The organism is Actinokineospora fastidiosa, from assembly GCF_014648415.1.
Lineage (GTDB): Bacteria > Actinomycetota > Actinomycetes > Mycobacteriales > Pseudonocardiaceae > Actinokineospora > Actinokineospora fastidiosa.
Genome location: NZ_BMRB01000002.1, coordinates 1,700,424 through 1,717,164, shown reverse-complemented (window position 1 = coordinate 1,717,164; position 16,741 = coordinate 1,700,424). Strand labels below are relative to the sequence as shown.

Genomic DNA, 16,741 nt, shown 5'->3' with positions numbered 1-16,741 from the left:
TCCGCTTGCGGATGGAAAGGAGGGCGCCCGCGTGGAGCGTCGCGGTGCGTGTAGGCGGTGTTACTCGAAAGTGTCAGGATCGCCCGGATGGCTCAGACCTCGACGGGCCGGGGTTCCGGGGCCCGCCGCGCCTGGGGGAACGCGGCGGGCTCCGGGGTCCGCGCCGTCAGCAGCGCCGCGGCGAGACCCACCCACAGCAGGGCGAGCGCGACCGGCCACAGCACGTTCTCGCTGACCGCGAGATAGCCGTCCAGCAGCGCGGCGACGACCAGCACAGAGGCCAGTCCCCACCGCGTGAACCGATCGCGCATCGCCACCACCACCCGCTGGCTCTTGTACCCGGCCGGGTGACGAGCGAATCGCGCCGAAGGTCACGGTTCCATCACGACGGAAGCCGACTAGGCTGGTGGGGTGACACGTGTCGTCGTACTCGACTATGGCTCCGGCAACCTCCGCTCGGCCGAACGCGCGCTCCGCCGCGTCGGCGCCGACGTCGAGGTGACCGCCGACTTCCATGCCGCCGTCGAGTGCGACGCCCTGGTCGTCCCCGGTGTGGGCGCGTTCGCGGCCTGCATGGCGGGGCTCAGGAGCGTGCGCGGCGAGCGGATCATCGGCCGCAGGCTCGCGGGCAGCCGTCCCGTGCTGGGCATCTGCGTGGGCATGCAGATCCTGTTCGAGCGCGGCATCGAGCACGGCGTGGAGACCGAGGGCTGCGGGCAGTGGCCCGGCACGGTCGAGCGGCTCGACGCCGAGATCGTGCCGCACATGGGCTGGAACACCGTCCGCGCGCCGGAGAAGTCCGTGCTGTTCGACGGCCTGGACGACGCCCGCTTCTACTTCGTGCACTCCTACGCCGCGCGCACCTGGGAGCTCAACCCGGAGCCGCCGATGATCGCGCCCCTGGTGACCTGGGCCGACCACGGCGGGCAGTTCGTCGCCGCCGCAGAGAACGGGCCGCTGTCGGCCACCCAGTTCCACCCGGAGAAGTCCGGCGACGCCGGGGCCCAACTCCTGCGCAACTGGCTGGTGTCGGTGGCCTAGGCGGGGTGTTCCAGCGGGGTGTTCCGCACTGCGGGAGCCCTGGGCGGGCGTGCCATAGTGTGACCCGTGACGTTTGAGCTGCTGCCCGCCGTCGACGTGGTCGACGGCAAGGCCGTCCGCCTCACCCGGGGCGAGGCGGGCACCGAGACCGAGTACGGCACCCCCTGGGACGCGGCCGCCGCGTGGCAGGCCGACGGCGCGCGGTGGCTGCATCTCGTCGACCTCGACGCCGCCTTCGGCCGGGGCCACAACCGCGAGCTGATCGCCGAGGTCGTGGGCAGGCTCGACATCGACGTGGAGCTCTCCGGCGGCCTGCGCGACGACGACACCCTCGCCGCCGCGCTCGCCACCGGCTGCGCCCGGGTCAACCTGGGCACCGCCGCGATCGAGAACCCCGACTGGTGCGCCGCCGCGATCGACCGGTACGGCGACCGGATCGCCGTCGGCCTCGACGTGCGCATCGGCGACGCGGGCATCCGGGTGGCGGGCCGCGGCTGGACCACCGACGGCGGCGACCTGTGGGAGATCCTGGCCCGCCTCGACGCCCAGGGCTGCAGCCGCTACGTCGTCACCGACGTCAGCCGCGACGGCACCCTCACCGGCCCGAACACCGACCTGCTCCGCCAGGTCTGCGCCCGCACCGACGCCCCGGTGATCGCCTCGGGCGGGGTGTCGAGCATCGACGACCTGCGCGAGCTGGCGAAGCTGTCCGGCGACGGCGTCGAGGGCGCGATCATCGGCAAGGCGCTCTACAACGGCAACTTCACCCTGCCGGACGCGCTCGCCGCCGTTCGTTAGTCCAGGGTCAGCGCGACGCCGATGGTGCCGCGCGCACCCCGGCGCAGCTTGCTGCCCAGGATCGTCAGGGTCCCGGTGATGCCGTACTTGCGGCGCATCAGCCTGCGGGTGCGCTCGGTCTCGTCGGCGTCGAGCAGGCGGGCGGTCGCGGGCACGGACTCGCCCGTCGGCCGCCCGCGGAAGTCGCACTCGGCGAGCTCGACGCGCGGGTTGTTGCGGATGCGCTTGACCTTGCCGGAATCGGTCACGGTCCAGATCAGCAGCTCGTCGTCGTCGCGCACCACCCAGACCGGGGTCGGCACCGCGCGCCCGTCGCGGCGGTAGGTGGTGACGAGCACGTACTTGCCCGCGCCCAGGCGAGCCAGTGGGGTCATGGCGTCCACCGTAGGGGCGCGGGGAGTTCGGCGGTAATTCACCCGAGTAGCGGGTGTGACAGAAACCTTGCCGGTGTACCACTGGCAGGCGTGACTCCCACCACTCGCCGCACGTTCCTCCGCACGTCGGCCGTCGCAGGCGGCGCCCTGCTGGTCCCCGCCGCGCTCGCCGCCCGCGCCGCCGCGGCCGTGCCGCAGTTCGCGCACGGCGTCGCCTCCGGCGACCCGCTTCCCGACCGGGTCCTGCTGTGGACCCGGGTGACGCCCACGCCCGAATCGACGCCGGGCTCCGGCGTCGGCCCCGGCGTCGAGGTGCGCTGGGAGGTGGCGCTGGACGCCGCGTTCGCCGACGTCGTCTCCTCGGGCGCGGTCACCACCGGGCCCGAGCGCGACCACACCGTCAAGGTCGACGCGGGCGGGCTGGCGCCCGCGACGGCGTACCACTACCGGTTCCTGCTTGACGGCGTCGCGTCCGCGACCGGGCGGACCGCCACCGCGCCCGCCCCGGACGCCGACGTCGACGGGCTCAAGCTGGGCCTGGTCTCCTGCTCCAACTGGCAGGCGGGCTACTTCTCCAGCTACCGCCACCTCGCGGCGCGCGCCGACCTCGACGGCGTGCTGCACGTCGGCGACTACCTCTACGAGTACCCGGTCGGCGGGTACGGCGCGCGCGGCGTCACCATCCGCCCGCACGTGCCCGCGCACGAGATGCTGACGCTGGCCGACTACCGGCAGCGGCACGCCCTCTACAAGTCCGACCCCGACCTGCAGGCGCTGCACGCTGCCAAGCCGTGGTTCATCACGTGGGACGACCACGAGTACGCCAACGACGCGTGGTCCGACGGCGCGGAGAACCACCAGCCGGGCGAAGGCCCCTGGAGCGCCAGGAAAGCCGCGGCGCACCAGGCGTACTTCGAGTGGATGCCGGTGCGGCAGGGTCCGAACGGTGAGATCTACCGCCGGTTCCGCTGGGGGCGCCTGGCCGAGCTGTCGCTGCTGGACCTGCGCAGCTACCGGTCCAAGCAGACGACGCCATCGCAGGGCGACCCGAACGACCCGGCGCGCACGATCACCGGCGACCCGCAGATGGCGTGGCTGAAGTCCGGCCTGGTGACCGACGCGCGGTGGAAGCTCGTCGGCAACTCGGTGATGGTCACCCCGATCTCGCTGAGCAACATCGAGTCCCGGTTCCTGGAGGCCCTCGGCGAACTGCTCGGCCTGCCGGTCGGCAGCGTCGCGGCCAACGCCGACGCGTGGGACGGCTACACCGCCGACCGGCAGGAGCTCCTGGGGCACCTGAAGGACAACCGGATCGGCAACACCGTCTTCCTCACCGGCGACATCCACACCTCGTGGGGCGCGGACGTGCCGCTGGACCGGTCGAGCTACTGGTGGAACGGCAACAGCGCCGCCGTCGAGTTCGTCACGCCGTCGGTGACCAGCGACAACATCGACGACCTGCTGAACGTGCCGCCGCGCTCGCTGTCGCCGGTCGCGGAGGCCGCACTGGCGGCGCGCAACTGGCACCTCAAGTACGTCGAGCTGGACTCGCACGGGTACTCGGTGGTGGACGTGTCCCGGGCCCGCGTCCAGGTCGACTGGTACTACCTGGCCGACCGCCTCAGCCCCACCTCGGGCGTCCGCCACGCCAAGTCCCTGGCGACGCTGAGCGGGACGCAGAAGGTCAGCTCCTAGGCGGTGTGCAGGGTCAGGTCGTAGGCGGACAGGGTCGGGGGCAGCGGCATGAAGTAGGTAGTGCCGCCGGAGGCGCAGTTGCCGCTCCCCCCGACCGTGATCCCCTGCGCCTGATCCCCGGCCATCACCGGCCTGCCGAGGTCGCCGGGCTCGGAGCAGATGGAGGTGCGGGTGAGGCCGTAGAGGGTGCCGCCGGGGAAGGTGATGGTCACGTTCTTGGCCTGGATGGTGCCGCACCGCCATCCGGTGGTGGGCCCACTGGCGCACACGGCGGCCCCCACGGGCGCCTGCCTGACCCCGCGCACGGTGATGGTGCCGCCAGGGCCGCGCACCAGCGGGGTGGAGGTGGACCCCTTGGGCGGCAGGATGACGTCGATCGCCCGGGGGGAACCGGTGCACGCCCCACTGACCAGGAGCCGATGCGCACCAGTAGAGGTCTTGGCGTTGAACCCCACGACGCACCGCCGCCCATCGAGGTAGAACGGATCACCCCCGACGACGGGCGCGGAGGGTCCAACGGCGCCCTCACCAACCGGCCCGGCGGCCGCGCCAAAAAGCACGGCGGGCGCGGCATCCGCCCCGTCCGCCACAGCGACCGGCGCGGCGGGGGCCAACAGGGCGAGCACGGCGGCAGCAGCGGCGATCACGGGACCTCCCCAAGACGGCGGCACTTGCGAAGGTAGGAACGCCCACCCCCGCCGAGGCACCGCCATTCGGCCCTCACCATTGCCATCTCACTGGCCGAGAGGCTCGACCCACAGATGACCACATCATCCGAACGACGATCGAAATGATGTCACCATCTGAACGGCCAGCCCGGCAGGTGGCACGGCCGGTCGGGCAGGCGCGGCAGGCTGCCCGGCTGGCCTGGCAGGTGGCCCGGCTCGCCTGGCAGGTCGCGCGCGGCAAGCCCGGCAGGCGCGGTAGGCGGAGCGGTAGGTCCGGCAGCCCGGTAAGCCCGGCAGGGTGCAGGCTCGGTGGGCTGGTCGGGCTTGCACCCTGAGCCCTGGTGGCTGGCTGGCCCGCCTGGCGCGGAGGGAAGGCGGTTCCGATGGTGGCATCATCTGAATTTCGGATGATCACGCCATCTGGATCGGCTGCCGGGGCTTGGAATGATGGCGCCGTTCAGATGGTCACGTCATCCAGATGGTGGGGTCATCTGGGTTGGGGTGGTTCTGTCGTCCGGATGGTGTGGTCATCTGGGTTTGAAATGGTGACGTCATTCGGATGATGTGGGCATCTGGGATTGGGATGGTGTGGGCATCTGGGGTGGGTCGGATGGTCAGATCATTTGGGGGGCGGCGCGGAGGGCTAGGTCGGTGTCCTCGGCGATCAGGTCGGTGTTGAGGGCTCGGGCGGCTGTGGCGCCTGCGGCTGTGGCGTCGGGGACGGTGGCCATGGGGTCGGTGACGTTGCCTGCGGCCCACAGGCCGGGGATTGCGGTGCGGCCGGTGGCGTCCGTGGGGATGTGGGTGCCCATTCCGTTCGGGTGGGGTGTCGGGGTTAGGGCGGTCGCGGGCAGGCGGGGGGAGAAGTGGGGGGCAACCGCTAGCGCGCGCACCGGGAGCACGACACCGTTGTGTAGGCGGACTCCGGTCAGGGCGTCGTCGCGAATTTCCAGGGCCGTCACCTCGCCGGGGACCACTGAGATCCCCCTTGCCGCCAGCTTTGCGGCGTCCGCGTCCGTGGGGCGCGGGTGGGTGTGGGTCAGCAGGGTGAGGTTCGGCGTCCACTGCCGGAACATCAACGCCTGGTGGATGCTCGCGGGCCCCGTCGCCAGTACCGCGATCTCCGAGTCCCGGACTTCCCAGCCGTGGCAGTACGGGCAGTGCAGGACGTCTCGGCCCCAGCGGTCCCGGAGGCCGGGGATGGGGGGCAGTTCGTCGCGCATGCCGGTTGCCAGGAGCACGCGTCGGGCGTGGACGGGTGGGCGGTTGTCGATCTCGACGGTGAGGTCCTCGGACACCGACAGGACGTGGCCCTGGTGGACCTCGACCCCATACCGCCGCACCTCCTCCCGTCCGATCGCCAACAACTCCCGCGGCGGCAGGCCGTCGCGGGACAGGAAGCCGTGCATGTGGGCCGCGGGGGCGTTGCGGGGCTCGCCGCCGTCCACCACCAGCACCGAGCGGCGGGCCCGGCCGAGGAGGAGGGCCGCGCTCAGGCCCGCCGCGCCACCGCCGACGATCACCACGTTGTACCGCTGTCGTGTCATGACACGACAGTGCGCCAGCCGATGCCGTCCTGACAAACTTTGTTGCCGAAACAGCAAGGTGATCTAACCGCGACCGCTGCAACCCGTGTCGCGTGTGGAGTCGGTTCCGCGCCGCCCGCGATTCATGATCATCAAGCGAACGTGCCCCGATCCGCCGACGCGGACCGCCGTCCGGTCACAGCTCGGCGGGCGGTTCCGGCGGCAGATAGTTCCTCCGAGAAGAGGTATCCCGCCCCGGCGGAGATCGCTATTTTGGGCCGCGCCTGATCGAGAAGAGGTCGCGATGTCCGCTGCTGCAGCACTGTCCACACTGTTGGACGGCCTAGGGGAAGACCGCCGCCAGCTGCGCGCGGACCCGGCTGTCGTCGGCTTCGTCGAACTCGTCCAGGCGGCCATCGACGCCTGGGACGCCACCCTGGCCGCGATCGAGGCGGGTGGGGACGGCTCGGCGCGGCTGGCCGAGGTGAGCGGGCTGTTCGCGGTGGGCGACGACGTGCTCAAGCAGACGCGCATGGCCGAGGAGATGGTGCGCCTCGGCGTCGGCACCACCCACCACCGGCTGCAGGCCGGGCTCGTGCAGGTCCGCCGGGAACTGGTGAAGGCCAACGGGCCCGTCGTCGCCCTCGTGCGCAGGGCCGCCGTGCTCGGCAGACGCGCGCAGAGCCGGTGGCGCGGGGCCCAGGGCAGGGAGGCGGCCCAAGTGGACCGCGACCTCAAGCTGGAGGAGGTGCGCGTCGCCGTCAAGCACCTGCTGGAGGACCTGCGCGCGCTGGTCGACCAGGTGCGCAGGGAGACCCGCCCGGTCTGATCGCTCCACATCGGACCGGACGGCCCTTCCCGCTGGTCGCGGCGGCCGTTCTCGTACGCTTGGGGCATGGCTGTGGCAGTGCGGGTCATCCCATGTCTGGACGTCGACGCGGGACGCGTGGTGAAGGGCGTCAACTTCACCGACCTCGTCGACGCGGGCGACCCCGTCGAGCTGGCGGCCGCCTACGACGCCGAGGGCGCCGACGAGCTGACCTTCCTCGATGTCACCGCGTCATCCGGCGAGCGCGAGACGACCTACGACGTCGTGCGCCGCACCGCCGAGCAGGTGTTCATCCCGCTGACCGTCGGCGGCGGCGTGCGCACGGTCGACGACGTCGACAAGCTGCTGCGCGCGGGCGCGGACAAGGTCAGCATCAACACCGCCGCGATCGCCCGCCCGGAGTTCCTGCGCGAGGCCTCGCACCGCTACGGCGCGCAGTGCGTCGTGCTCTCGGTGGACGCCCGCCGCGCCGAGACCCCGTCCGGCTTCGAGGTGACCACGCACGGCGGCAGGCGCGGCACCGGCATCGACGCCGTCGAGTGGGCCGCGCGCGGCCAGGAACTGGGCGTCGGGGAGATCCTGCTCAACTCCATGGACGCCGACGGCACCAAGGCGGGCTTCGACCTCGAGCTGATCCGCCTGGTGCGGGCCGCGGTCGACGTGCCGCTGATCGCCAGCGGCGGCGCGGGCGCGCTGGAGCACTTCCCGCCCGCGGTCGCCGAGGGGGCCGACGCCGTGCTGGCCGCCAGCGTCTTCCACTTCGGCGAGCTGCGCATCCCCGAGGTCAAGGACACCCTGCGGGCCTCCGGCGTGGAGGTCCGGTGAGCCGCCCGCTGGAGATCCGCGTCGCGATCGCCGTCTTCGTCGCGGGCGCGGTCCTGTTCGTCGGGGCGGGCGCGCTGCGCGACGCGGCCGCGCTGACCTTCCCCGTCATCGTCGCGGTGATCGGGCTGCTGGCGGCCGCGGGGCTGCTCGCGCGCTGGCACTCCGGGGGGATGGCCGCCTTTGTCGCCGCCGGGCTCATCGCTCTGGCCCACATGTTGATCGCCCTGGGCGACGTGCACTGGGGATTCCGCGTGCTGTCCGGGGTCCTGGCCGCCGCCCATATCTACGCCGCGATCCTGGTGCTGACCAAGCCCGCGCGCGAACATCTGCAGGGAGTGCCCCATGAGTGACCTCGACCCGGCTGTCGCCGGGCGGCTCAAGCGCAACGCCGACGGGCTGGTGTGCGCGGTCGCCCAGCAGCGCGGCACGGGCGAGGTCCTGATGGTCGCCTGGATGGACGACGAGGCGCTGCACCGCACCCTGACGACCCGCAGGGCCACGTACTTCTCCCGCAGCCGGGGCAGGCTCTGGGAGAAGGGCGAGACCTCCGGGCACACCCAGCGGGTCCACGAGGTCCGGCTGGACTGCGACGGCGACACGGTCCTGCTGGTCGTCGACCAGGAGGGGCCTGCCTGCCACACCGGCACCCGCACCTGCTTCGACGGGATCTCGCTGCTCTAGCCGATCGGCCCGGTCAGGTACCGCTGGATGGTCGGCCCGATGGCGGCCACCAGCGTCTCCACGTCCGCGGTCGAGGCCGGGTCGAAGCGCGCCACGTAGCGCACCATGCCCAGGCCGATCATCTGGCTGGCCACCAGGTTGGCCCGCAGCAGCGCGCTGCCGTCGTCGTGCATCGCGCTCACGATCTGGCCGAAGACCTGGTGGACGAAGAACTCCCGCAGCGCGTTGGCCACCTGCTCGTGGGCGGACACGCTGCGGATCATCGCCGCGAACACCCCGCCGTCCTGGGCGTCCCAGTTGGTCAGGAAGGTGCGGATGATCCGCTCGCCCAGCACCTCCCGGTCGCCCTTGAGGATCTCGGCGATGAGCGCCTTGGGGTTGAACGGCAGGTGCAGCACCGCCTCGGCGAACAGCGCCTCCTTGCCGCCGAACCAGTGGTTGACCATCGCGGGGTCGACGCCCGCCCGGCGGGCGATGGCGCGTACTGTGGCGCCGTCGTAGCCGCTCTCGGTGAACACCGCGCGGGCGGCGGTCAGCAGGGCGGCACGGGTGTCGGCCCCGCCGGGGCGGCGGCCGCGGCGGCGTTCTGGCTCGGCGGTCACCGTCCCATCATGACCCACCGCGATCCTGCGCTCAACACATGTTGAATTAGGCCAGGGGCCGCTGGCCGCCCCCGACACGGCAGAATGACGCGCATGGTGAGTGCAATCGGTGTGCAACCGCGCTACCCGGTCTCCACCGGCATGGGCGAGGTGAGCCCCACCCGCGAGGAGTTCCACGCCCTCGCCGCGGACCGCAGGGTGATCCCCGTGGTGCGCCGGGTGCTGGCCGACGCGGAGACCCCCGTGGGGGTCTACCGCAAGCTCGCCGGGGACCGCCCCGGCACGTTCCTGTTCGAGTCGGCCGAGAACGGCCGCTCCTGGTCGCGCTGGTCGTTTGTCGGCGTGCACAGCCCCGCGGCGCTCACCTCCGTCGGCGGCGAGGCCCGCTGGACCGGCACGCCGCCGGTCGGGCTGCCCACCGGCGGCGACCCCATGGAGGCGCTGCGCGAGGCCGTCCGGGTCCTGCACACCGACCCGCTGCCCGACCTGCCCCCGCTGACCGGCGGCATGGTCGGCTTCATCGGCTACGACTCGGTGCGCCGCCTGGAGCGGCTGCCCGAGCTGACCGAGGACGACCTGCGGCTGCCGGAGATGGTCATGCTGCTGGCCACCGACCTCGCCGCGCTCGACCACCACGAGGGCACCATCACGCTCATCGCCAACGCGGTGAACTGGGACAACGCGCCCGAGGGCGTGGACGCCGCCTACGACGACGCCGTCGCCCGCCTCGACGGGATGACCGTCGCGCTCCAGACCCCGTCGCCGCCGTCGGCCACCGTCTTCACCCGCCCGCAGCCGGTCTACCGGCGCAGGCGCACGCCCGAGGACTTCCAGGACGCCGTGCGCACCGCCAAGGAGGCCATCCGGGCGGGCGAGGTGTTCCAGGTGGTGCTCTCCCAGCGCTTCGAGGTCGAGACCGACGCCGACCCGCTCGACGTCTACCGCGTGCTGCGCACCACCAACCCCAGCCCGTACATGTACCTGCTGCGGCTCGACGGCTTCGACATCGTCGGCTCCAGCCCGGAGGCGCTGGTCACCGTGCGCGACGGCCGGGCGACCACGCACCCGATCGCGGGCACCCGCTGGCGCGGGGTCGACCCGGACGAGGACCAGATCCTGGAGAAGGACCTGCTCGCCGACGAGAAGGAGCGCGCCGAGCACGTCATGCTCGTCGACCTGGGCCGCAACGACCTGGGCCGGGTGTGCGCGCCGGGCACCGTGCACGTGGTCGACTTCTTCCGCGTCGAGCGCTACAGCCACGTCATGCACATCGTCTCGACGGTGACCGGCGAGCTGGCCCCGGGCAAGACGGCCTTCGACGCCGTCGCCGCCTGCTTCCCCGCCGGGACGCTCTCCGGCGCGCCGAAGCCCAGGGCGATGGAGCTGATCGAGGAGCTGGAGCCGATCAGGCGCGGCCTCTACGGCGGCGTCGTCGGCTACCTGGACTTCGCGGGCGACGGCGACACCGCGATCGCCATCCGCACCGCGCTGATCCGCGACGGCGTGGCGTACGTGCAGGCCGGGGCCGGGATCGTGGCCGACTCCGACCCCCGCTCGGAGGACACCGAGTGCGTCAACAAGGCGGGCGCGGTGCTGGCCGCCATCGCGACCGCCGGGACCATGCGCCCGGCCGTGCCGACGGATGGCTAAGCGTCCACTCTGGACCGCGCTGCTGGCCCTGGTGCTCGCCGCCGGTGCGCTCTGGGCAGCATCGGCGTTGGCCTGGGGCGGGCGCACCCGGCCCCGGCCGGGCAGCGACGTGCCGATCGTGGTGGACACGCCCGGTTCCGAGGTCGCGCCCGCGCTCGTCCCGGTCGCGCTGCTGGCGCTGGCGGCCATCGCCGGACTGCTGGCGCTCGCGGGCGTCTGGCGCAGGCTGCTGGGCCCGGTCGTGGTCGCCGCCGCGGTGTATCCCGTTTGGGTCGGCCTGGGCGCGGAATCGTCGTCCTGGGGCTCGGCGGCGGCCGTCGCGGGCGGTGCGCTGATGGCGGTGGCGGGCGCGGTCGTCGCGGTGAGCGGGCATCGGATGCCCCGTATGGGATCGCGCTACTCGGCGCCGGCAAGCGGCAGGAAGACGCAGCCGGACTTGTGGCAGTCGCTCAGCGATGGTGATGATCCCACCGACTTGGAGCGGTGAAGCGCCTACCCGGTTCGGAGTGGCCAACGGCCCCGGAGTTAGCATCGAACCGGCGGGAAGGGGCAGTGCTTGTGAGGGATTACACGAGCAACACAACGATCGAGGGTGCCGCATGAGCATCCTTGAGTCCATCGTCAACGGTGTCCGGGAGGACCTCGCCGCGCGTGAGGCGCTGGTCCCGTTCGAGACCATCAAGCAGTTGGCCGCCAAGGCCCCGCCCGCCCGGGACGCCCACGCCGCCCTGCGCGGCTCGGACGTCGGGGTCATCGCCGAGGTCAAGCGGGCCAGCCCGTCCAAGGGCGACCTGGCAGCCATCGCCGACCCCGCGTCGCTGGCCAAGGACTACGCCGACGCGGGCGCGCGCGTCATCAGCGTGCTGACCGAGCAGCGCCGCTTCGGCGGCTCGCTGGCCGACTTCGACGCCGTGCGCGCGATGGTGGATGTTCCCCTGCTGCGCAAGGACTTCGTTATCTCCCCCTACCAGGTGCACGAGGCGCGGGCGCACGGCGCGGACATGGTCCTGCTGATCGTGGCCGCGCTGGAGCAGCCGGTGCTGGCCTCCCTGCTCGACCGCGTCGAGTCGCTGGGCATGACCGCGCTGGTCGAGGTGCACACCGCGGAGGAGGCCGACCGCGCGCTGGAGGCGGGCGCGTCGGTCATCGGCGTCAACGCCCGCAACCTGCACACGCTGGAGGTCGACCGCGACGTGTTCGGCCGCCTCGCGCCCGGGTTGCCGTTCGAGACCGTGAAGATCGCCGAGTCGGGCGTGCGCGGGCCGAGCGACCTGATGACGTACGCGGGTGCGGGCGCCGACGCCGTGCTCGTCGGTGAAGGACTGGTCACCTCCGGTGACCCCAAGGCGGCGCTCCAGCAACTGGTGACCGCCGGATCGCACCCCGCCTGCCCGAGGCCGAGCCGATGAACGACAAGCCCGACTTCGACGCGCACGCGCACAGCGCGCACGACCCGGATCAGCGCGGCCACTTCGGCATCTTCGGCGGCCGCTACATGCCGGAGGCGCTGATCGGCGCCCTGGACGAGCTGGCCGCCGAGTACGACAAGGCTCGGCTCGACCCGGAGTTCGTCAACGAGTTCAACCGGCTGCTGCGCGACTACGCCGGTCGGCCGTCGCTGCTGACCGAGGCGCCGCGCTTCGCCGAGCACGCGGGCGGCGCGCGGGTGTTCCTCAAGCGCGAGGACCTCAACCACACCGGCTCCCACAAGATCAACAACGTGCTGGGCCAGGCGCTGCTCACCAAGCGGATGGGCAAGAAGCGAGTCATCGCCGAGACCGGGGCGGGCCAGCACGGCGTGGCCACCGCGACGGCGTGCGCGCTGCTGGGCCTGGACTGCGTCGTCTACATGGGCGAGGTCGACACCGAGCGGCAGGCGCTGAACGTGGCCAGGATGCGGCTGCTCGGCGCCGAGGTGATCCCGGTGAAGTCCGGGTCGCGCACGCTCAAGGACGCCATCAACGAGGCGCTCCGCGACTGGGTGACCAATGTGGACACCACGCACTACCTGCTGGGCACCGCCGCTGGCGCGCACCCGTTCCCGCTGATGGTGCGCAACTTCCACCGCGTCATCGGCGCGGAGGCCCGCGCGCAGATCCTCGACCAGGCGGGCCGCCTGCCCGACGTGGTGACCGCGTGCGTCGGCGGCGGGTCGAACGCGATCGGCATCTTCCACGGGTTCGTCGACGACCCCGGCGTCCGGCTGGTCGGCATCGAGCCGGGCGGGCACGGCATCGAGTCCGGCGAGCACGGGGCGACGCTGTCGGAGGGCACCCCGGGCGTGCTGCACGGGGCGATGTCCTACCTGCTGCAGGACGACGACGGGCAGACCATCGAGGCGTACTCGATCTCGGCTGGCCTGGACTACCCCGGCGTCGGGCCGGAGCACTCGTTCCTCAAGGACACCGGCCGCGCCGAGTACCGCGTGGCGACCGACGCCGAGGCCATGGACGCGTTCCGGCTGCTGGCGCGGACCGAGGGCATCATCCCGGCGATCGAGTCCGCGCACGCCCTGGCGGGCGCGCTCGTGCTCGGCCGCGAGCTCGGGCCGGAGGGGCTGGTGCTGGTGAACCTGTCCGGCCGCGGCGACAAGGACATGGACACGGCGGCGAAGTACTTCGGGTTTGGGGAGTCGTGATGGGCCTGGAGCCGCTGTTCGCCGAGGTGGGCGCCGAGGGCCGCGCCGCGCTGGTGGGGTACCTGCCCGCGGGCTTCCCGACCGTCGACGGCTCGGTCGACCTGCTGCGCGGCATGGTCGACGCGGGCTGCGACCTCGTCGAGGTCGGCGTCCCGTACTCCGATCCGGTGATGGACGGGCCCACGATCCAGGCGGCCGCGGAGACGGCGCTGTCGGCGGGCTTCCGGCTCCAGTCGCTGTTCACCGTGGTGGAGCAGGTCTCCGCCGCGGGCGGGCGGGCCGTGGTGATGACGTACTGGAACCCGGTCCTGCGGTACGGGATCGACGCGTTCGCCCGCGACCTCGCCGCGGCGGGCGGGCTGGGCATCATCACCCCCGACCTGGTCCCCGACGAGGCCGACGACTGGATGGCCGCCTCCTCGGCGCACGGGTTGGACCGCATCTTCCTCGTGGCCCCGTCGTCCTCCCCCGAGCGCATCGCGCGCACGGTGGAGGCGTCGTCGGGCTTCGTGTACGCCACGGCGGTCATGGGCGTGACCGGCGCGCGCGACCAGGTGGGCTCGGCGGCCGAGGGCCTGGTGGCCCGCACCCGCGAGCACACGTCCCTGCCGATCGGCGTGGGCCTGGGCGTGCGGTCGGGGGCCCAGGCCGCGGAGGTGGCGGCCTTCGCCGACGCCGTGATCGTCGGCTCGGCCTACGTCACCAGCGCGACCACCGACGGCGTCGCGGGCGTGCGGGCGCTGACGGAGGAACTGGCCCAGGGCGTCCGCCGCACCCCTTCCACGATCGGGTGAATCGGAACCGGGACCGCTGAAAGGCCCCGGTTCCTGTCGGTCACGGTCCGGATACTCCGCGCATGTGGTTCGTGCTCCCGCATGCGGCGTGCCAGACTGGCCTGGCACTGGTTGACCTCGGAGGTGACCCGGAGTGGCCATGCCAAGCGACCCGTTCTACCGACCTCCGCGCAGGTGGACCCTGGGAGAGTTCCTCATGCTCCCCGAGGACCGGGGCGAGCGGGTGGAACTCGACGACGGCTCGCTCCTCGTGAGCCCGGCGCCCTCGATCCCGCATCAGCGAGTGGAGCGCCGGGTCCTGGTCGGCATCGACGCCGCGCTGCCTCCGACGATGGAGGTGTTCACCGGCGTCAACGTCCTTCTGAACATGTCCACCATGCTGATCCCCGACCTGGCGGTGGTCGACGCCTGCGGACGGGACGCGTTGTTCTTCGAAGCGGGCGACGTGCTCATGGTGGTGGAGATCGTGTCCCCCTCCTCCCGGGCCACCGATCGGAACCGCAAACGCAAGCTGTACGCGGAGGCGGGCATCCAGCACTACGTCGTCATCGATCCGCTGGTCTCGCCCGTGCGAACGGACCTCTTCCGGCTGGGCGACCATGGTCGCTATGAGTCTGTCGGTGAGCCCATGCTGGGCGTGCTCATGCTGACCGAACCCGTCCCCGTGACCGTCAAACTCGACTGAGGGGCACCTCCTCACCGGGACCGAACGCGCGGTGGCTACGGTGGGCGCGTGACGAGCGCCTCAAGCCTGGTCCTGGCGTCCATCCCCAGCCCCGACCGCGGGGTGTGGGAGGTCGACCTCGGGTTCATCAGCTTCCCCCTGCGCGCCTACGCGCTGTGCATCATCGCGGGCATCGTGGTGGCCATCTGGTGGGGGGAGAAGCGGTTCGTCGCGCGGGGTGGGGCGGCGGGGACCGTGTTGGACGTGGCCGTGTTCGCGGTGCCGTTCGGGCTGGTCGGCGGGCGGCTCTACCACGTGGCGACCGACTACCACCGGTACTTCGGGGAGGGGAAGAACCCCCTCGACGCCCTCAAGATCTGGGAGGGCGGGCTCGGCATCTGGGGCGCGATCGCGCTCGGCGCGGTGGGCGCCTGGATCGGGTGCAAGCGGCGCGGCGTGCCGCTGCCCGCGTTCGCCGACGCCATCGCGCCCGGCATCGTCGTCGCGCAGGCCATCGGCCGCCTCGGCAACTACTTCAACCAGGAGCTCTACGGCGCCCCGACCGACCTGCCCTGGGGCCTGGAGCTGTACCGCAGGGTCAACGAGTTCGGCGTCGAGGACCCGCTCAACGGCGTCGCCGTCGACCACACGCTCATCAACGGCAGCCCGGTGCACCCGACGTTCCTCTACGAGCTGCTGTGGAACGTCGCCGTGGCCCTGGTCATCGTCTGGGCCGACCGGCGCTTCCGCCTCGGGCACGGCCGGGTGTTCGCCCTCTACGTCGCCGGCTACACCCTCGGCCGCACGTGGATCGAGCTCATGCGCACCGACGAGGCCACCCTGGTGTTCGGCGTGCGGGTCAACGTCTGGACCTCGATCCTGCTGTTCCTGGGCGCGGTCGCGTACTTCGTCATCGCCCGCAAGCGCGGCCCCCGGGAGGACCTGGCCGCGCTCCGGGAGGCCCACGCGGACGGCACGGCCGTGACCGACGAGGAGCGCGTGACGGACGGCGAGCGGGCGGCCGACGAGGACGGCGAGCGCGCCGACCGCGAGGACGAGCCCAACGGCGAAGAGGCGTCCGCGACCGCGGACAAGCGCGACTGACGGCCCTGCCCCGACCATGACCGACCTCGCTTCACTCCGCCTGCCCGCCTACCCCCGCTCCGCCGCGTACGACCCCATGTGGATGATCGAGGGCTGCATGGGCCCCAACCCGCTGTGGCTGCTGGAGGACCTGCTCGCCGACCTGCCGTTGCGCACCGGCGACCGCGTGCTCGACCTCGGCTGCGGCCAGGGCCTGACCTCGGTGTTCCTGGCCCGCGAGTACGGCGTGCAGGTCTTCGCCTGCGACCTGTGGGTCAAGCCGACGGACAACCTGCGCCGGTTCACCGAGGCGGGTGTCGACGACCGGGTCTTCCCCATCCACGCCGAGGCGCACGACCTCAAGTTCGCCAAGGGCTACTTCGACGCCGCCATCAGCGTCGACGCCTACCAGTACTTCGGCACCGACGACCTCTACCTGCCGTACCTGGCCCCGTTCGTCCGCAAGGGCGGCTACATCGGCGTCGCCGTGCCGGGCGTGCGGACGGAGGTCGTCACCCCGCCGCCGTGGCTGGAGCGGTACTGGGAGCACGACTTCGCCGTCTTCCACACCGCCGAGTGGTGGCGGACCCACTGGTCGCGCCCAGGGCAGGTGACGGTCCTGTCGGCCAGGGAGGCGCCGAACGCCGTCGAGAACTGGCGCGCCTGGTCGCTGGCGTGCGCCGAGCACGGCAAGACGGAGTTCGTCCGCAGGATGTCCACCGAGACCGTGGAGATGCTCGACGCCGACGCCGGGCGCACGTTCGCGTTCCCGCTCGTGGTGGCCCGAACCTAGGTTTATCGCGCTCAGCGACGAATCGGTTACACTGAAGGCCGGTTCATCCGATGTCGAGCACGTTTCCAGGCTGTTAGTCT

Annotated in this window: 20 protein-coding genes; 15 read left to right on the top strand and 5 right to left on the bottom strand. The window is 72.1% G+C overall.

From position 1 onward, the window contains the following. Window positions 1-92 precede the first annotated feature (92 nt). Complete coding sequence (locus tag IEY98_RS17810) at window positions 93-311, bottom strand: hypothetical protein (RefSeq protein ID WP_189211530.1); 219 nt, start codon at window positions 309-311, stop codon at window positions 93-95. Between the two features lie 100 nt (window positions 312-411). On the opposite strand from IEY98_RS17810, the gene hisH reads away from it, so the two are divergent. Together hisH and priA are read left to right on the top strand one after the other, a co-directional pair. Further along, window positions 412-1,041: an imidazole glycerol phosphate synthase subunit HisH gene (gene hisH, locus IEY98_RS17805; protein WP_189211529.1), complete on the top strand. Its 630-nt coding sequence runs from the start codon at window positions 412-414 to the stop codon at window positions 1,039-1,041. Window positions 1,042-1,107: 66 nt separating this feature from the next. After that, a complete protein-coding gene (gene priA, locus IEY98_RS17800) occupies window positions 1,108-1,839 on the top strand; it encodes a bifunctional 1-(5-phosphoribosyl)-5-((5-phosphoribosylamino)methylideneamino)imidazole-4-carboxamide isomerase/phosphoribosylanthranilate isomerase PriA (RefSeq protein ID WP_189211528.1) in 732 nt (243 codons plus the stop codon). On the opposite strand, the gene IEY98_RS17795 is transcribed toward priA, so the two are convergent. Then, window positions 1,836-2,213: a PPOX class F420-dependent oxidoreductase gene (locus IEY98_RS17795; RefSeq protein WP_189211527.1), complete on the bottom strand. Its 378-nt coding sequence runs from the start codon at window positions 2,211-2,213 to the stop codon at window positions 1,836-1,838. The two genes, priA and IEY98_RS17795, sit on opposite strands and share 4 nt — an antisense overlap. A 90-nt stretch (window positions 2,214-2,303) precedes the next feature. Between IEY98_RS17795 and IEY98_RS17790 the strand changes: the two genes are divergently transcribed. Beyond that, a complete protein-coding gene (locus tag IEY98_RS17790) occupies window positions 2,304-3,908 on the top strand; it encodes an alkaline phosphatase D family protein (RefSeq protein ID WP_189211526.1) in 1,605 nt (534 codons plus the stop codon). Here the strand turns inward: IEY98_RS17790 and IEY98_RS17785 are convergent. Continuing rightward, window positions 3,905-4,555, bottom strand: coding sequence for a S1 family peptidase (locus tag IEY98_RS17785; protein WP_189211525.1), 651 nt, complete (start codon window positions 4,553-4,555; stop codon window positions 3,905-3,907). The two genes, IEY98_RS17790 and IEY98_RS17785, sit on opposite strands and share 4 nt — an antisense overlap. A 635-nt stretch (window positions 4,556-5,190) precedes the next feature. Beyond that, on the bottom strand, window positions 5,191-6,123 hold the full coding sequence (locus tag IEY98_RS17780; RefSeq protein WP_189211524.1) for an NAD(P)/FAD-dependent oxidoreductase: 933 nt from the start codon (window positions 6,121-6,123) through the stop codon (window positions 5,191-5,193). 283 nt (window positions 6,124-6,406) lie between these two features. Here IEY98_RS17780 and IEY98_RS17775 point away from each other — a divergent pair, with 283 nt between their 5' ends. The 4 genes from IEY98_RS17775 to hisI all read left to right on the top strand — a co-directional run bounded on the left by IEY98_RS17775 (window position 6,407) and on the right by hisI (window position 8,437). Continuing rightward, a complete protein-coding gene (locus tag IEY98_RS17775) occupies window positions 6,407-6,931 on the top strand; it encodes a hypothetical protein (RefSeq protein ID WP_189211523.1) in 525 nt (174 codons plus the stop codon). A 66-nt stretch (window positions 6,932-6,997) separates the two neighbouring features. Then, a complete protein-coding gene (hisF, locus tag IEY98_RS17770) occupies window positions 6,998-7,756 on the top strand; it encodes an imidazole glycerol phosphate synthase subunit HisF (RefSeq protein ID WP_189211522.1) in 759 nt (252 codons plus the stop codon). Continuing rightward, window positions 7,753-8,106 carry a PGF-CTERM sorting domain-containing protein gene (locus tag IEY98_RS17765; RefSeq protein WP_189211521.1) on the top strand — a complete coding sequence of 118 codons (354 nt, stop codon included), beginning with the start codon at window positions 7,753-7,755 and terminating at the stop codon, window positions 8,104-8,106. Before hisF ends, IEY98_RS17765 begins: the two co-directional genes overlap by 4 nt. After that, window positions 8,099-8,437 (top strand): phosphoribosyl-AMP cyclohydrolase, encoded by a 339-nt coding sequence (gene hisI, locus IEY98_RS17760; RefSeq protein WP_189211520.1) that lies wholly within the window; start codon window positions 8,099-8,101, stop codon window positions 8,435-8,437. Before IEY98_RS17765 ends, hisI begins: the two co-directional genes overlap by 8 nt. On the opposite strand, the gene IEY98_RS17755 is transcribed toward hisI, so the two are convergent. Continuing rightward, window positions 8,434-9,039 carry a TetR/AcrR family transcriptional regulator gene (locus IEY98_RS17755; RefSeq protein ID WP_189211519.1) on the bottom strand — a complete coding sequence of 202 codons (606 nt, stop codon included), beginning with the start codon at window positions 9,037-9,039 and terminating at the stop codon, window positions 8,434-8,436. The two genes, hisI and IEY98_RS17755, sit on opposite strands and share 4 nt — an antisense overlap. Before the next feature lie 93 nt (window positions 9,040-9,132). Between IEY98_RS17755 and IEY98_RS17750 the strand changes: the two genes are divergently transcribed. The 8 genes from IEY98_RS17750 to IEY98_RS17715 all read left to right on the top strand — a co-directional run bounded on the left by IEY98_RS17750 (window position 9,133) and on the right by IEY98_RS17715 (window position 16,661). After that, on the top strand, window positions 9,133-10,689 hold the full coding sequence (locus IEY98_RS17750; protein ID WP_189211518.1) for an anthranilate synthase component I: 1,557 nt from the start codon (window positions 9,133-9,135) through the stop codon (window positions 10,687-10,689). Further along, window positions 10,682-11,176: a Trp biosynthesis-associated membrane protein gene (locus IEY98_RS17745; RefSeq protein ID WP_189211517.1), complete on the top strand. Its 495-nt coding sequence runs from the start codon at window positions 10,682-10,684 to the stop codon at window positions 11,174-11,176. Before IEY98_RS17750 ends, IEY98_RS17745 begins: the two co-directional genes overlap by 8 nt. A 112-nt stretch (window positions 11,177-11,288) precedes the next feature. After that, on the top strand, window positions 11,289-12,098 hold the full coding sequence (gene trpC / locus IEY98_RS17740) for an indole-3-glycerol phosphate synthase TrpC (RefSeq protein ID WP_189211516.1): 810 nt from the start codon (window positions 11,289-11,291) through the stop codon (window positions 12,096-12,098). Then, the gene (gene trpB, locus IEY98_RS17735; RefSeq protein ID WP_189211515.1) at window positions 12,095-13,327 is read left to right on the top strand and encodes a tryptophan synthase subunit beta; all 1,233 of its coding nucleotides are present in this window, start codon (window positions 12,095-12,097) and stop codon (window positions 13,325-13,327) included. Before trpC ends, trpB begins: the two co-directional genes overlap by 4 nt. After that, window positions 13,327-14,121, top strand: coding sequence for a tryptophan synthase subunit alpha (gene trpA, locus IEY98_RS17730; RefSeq protein ID WP_373292406.1), 795 nt, complete (start codon window positions 13,327-13,329; stop codon window positions 14,119-14,121). The genes trpB and trpA overlap by 1 nt, the downstream gene beginning before the upstream one ends. 139 nt (window positions 14,122-14,260) lie before the next feature. Then, complete coding sequence (locus IEY98_RS17725; RefSeq protein ID WP_308425903.1) at window positions 14,261-14,806, top strand: Uma2 family endonuclease; 546 nt, start codon at window positions 14,261-14,263, stop codon at window positions 14,804-14,806. Window positions 14,807-14,854: 48 nt separating this feature from the next. Beyond that, on the top strand, window positions 14,855-15,889 hold the full coding sequence (gene lgt, locus IEY98_RS17720; RefSeq protein ID WP_189211512.1) for a prolipoprotein diacylglyceryl transferase: 1,035 nt from the start codon (window positions 14,855-14,857) through the stop codon (window positions 15,887-15,889). Window positions 15,890-15,905: 16 nt separating this feature from the next. After that, window positions 15,906-16,661 (top strand): SAM-dependent methyltransferase, encoded by a 756-nt coding sequence (locus IEY98_RS17715; protein WP_189211511.1) that lies wholly within the window; start codon window positions 15,906-15,908, stop codon window positions 16,659-16,661. The last annotated feature ends 80 nt before the right edge of the window (window positions 16,662-16,741 follow it).

Coding starts and splice junctions, on each gene's coding strand:
- IEY98_RS17715 (WP_189211511.1), top strand. CDS start 15,906: ATGACCGACCTCGCTTCACTCCGCCTGCCCGCCTACCCCCGCTCCGCC.
- IEY98_RS17780 (WP_189211524.1), bottom strand. CDS start 6,123: ATGACACGACAGCGGTACAACGTGGTGATCGTCGGCGGTGGCGCGGCG.
- IEY98_RS17795 (WP_189211527.1), bottom strand. CDS start 2,213: ATGACCCCACTGGCTCGCCTGGGCGCGGGCAAGTACGTGCTCGTCACC.
- IEY98_RS17745 (WP_189211517.1), top strand. CDS start 10,682: ATGGCTAAGCGTCCACTCTGGACCGCGCTGCTGGCCCTGGTGCTCGCC.
- IEY98_RS17750 (WP_189211518.1), top strand. CDS start 9,133: ATGGTGAGTGCAATCGGTGTGCAACCGCGCTACCCGGTCTCCACCGGC.
- IEY98_RS17775 (WP_189211523.1), top strand. CDS start 6,407: ATGTCCGCTGCTGCAGCACTGTCCACACTGTTGGACGGCCTAGGGGAA.
- hisF (WP_189211522.1), top strand. CDS start 6,998: ATGGCTGTGGCAGTGCGGGTCATCCCATGTCTGGACGTCGACGCGGGA.
- IEY98_RS17810 (WP_189211530.1), bottom strand. CDS start 311: ATGCGCGATCGGTTCACGCGGTGGGGACTGGCCTCTGTGCTGGTCGTC.
- trpA (WP_373292406.1), top strand. CDS start 13,327: ATGGGCCTGGAGCCGCTGTTCGCCGAGGTGGGCGCCGAGGGCCGCGCC.
- hisI (WP_189211520.1), top strand. CDS start 8,099: ATGAGTGACCTCGACCCGGCTGTCGCCGGGCGGCTCAAGCGCAACGCC.
- IEY98_RS17725 (WP_308425903.1), top strand. CDS start 14,261: ATGCCAAGCGACCCGTTCTACCGACCTCCGCGCAGGTGGACCCTGGGA.
- trpC (WP_189211516.1), top strand. CDS start 11,289: ATGAGCATCCTTGAGTCCATCGTCAACGGTGTCCGGGAGGACCTCGCC.
- trpB (WP_189211515.1), top strand. CDS start 12,095: ATGAACGACAAGCCCGACTTCGACGCGCACGCGCACAGCGCGCACGAC.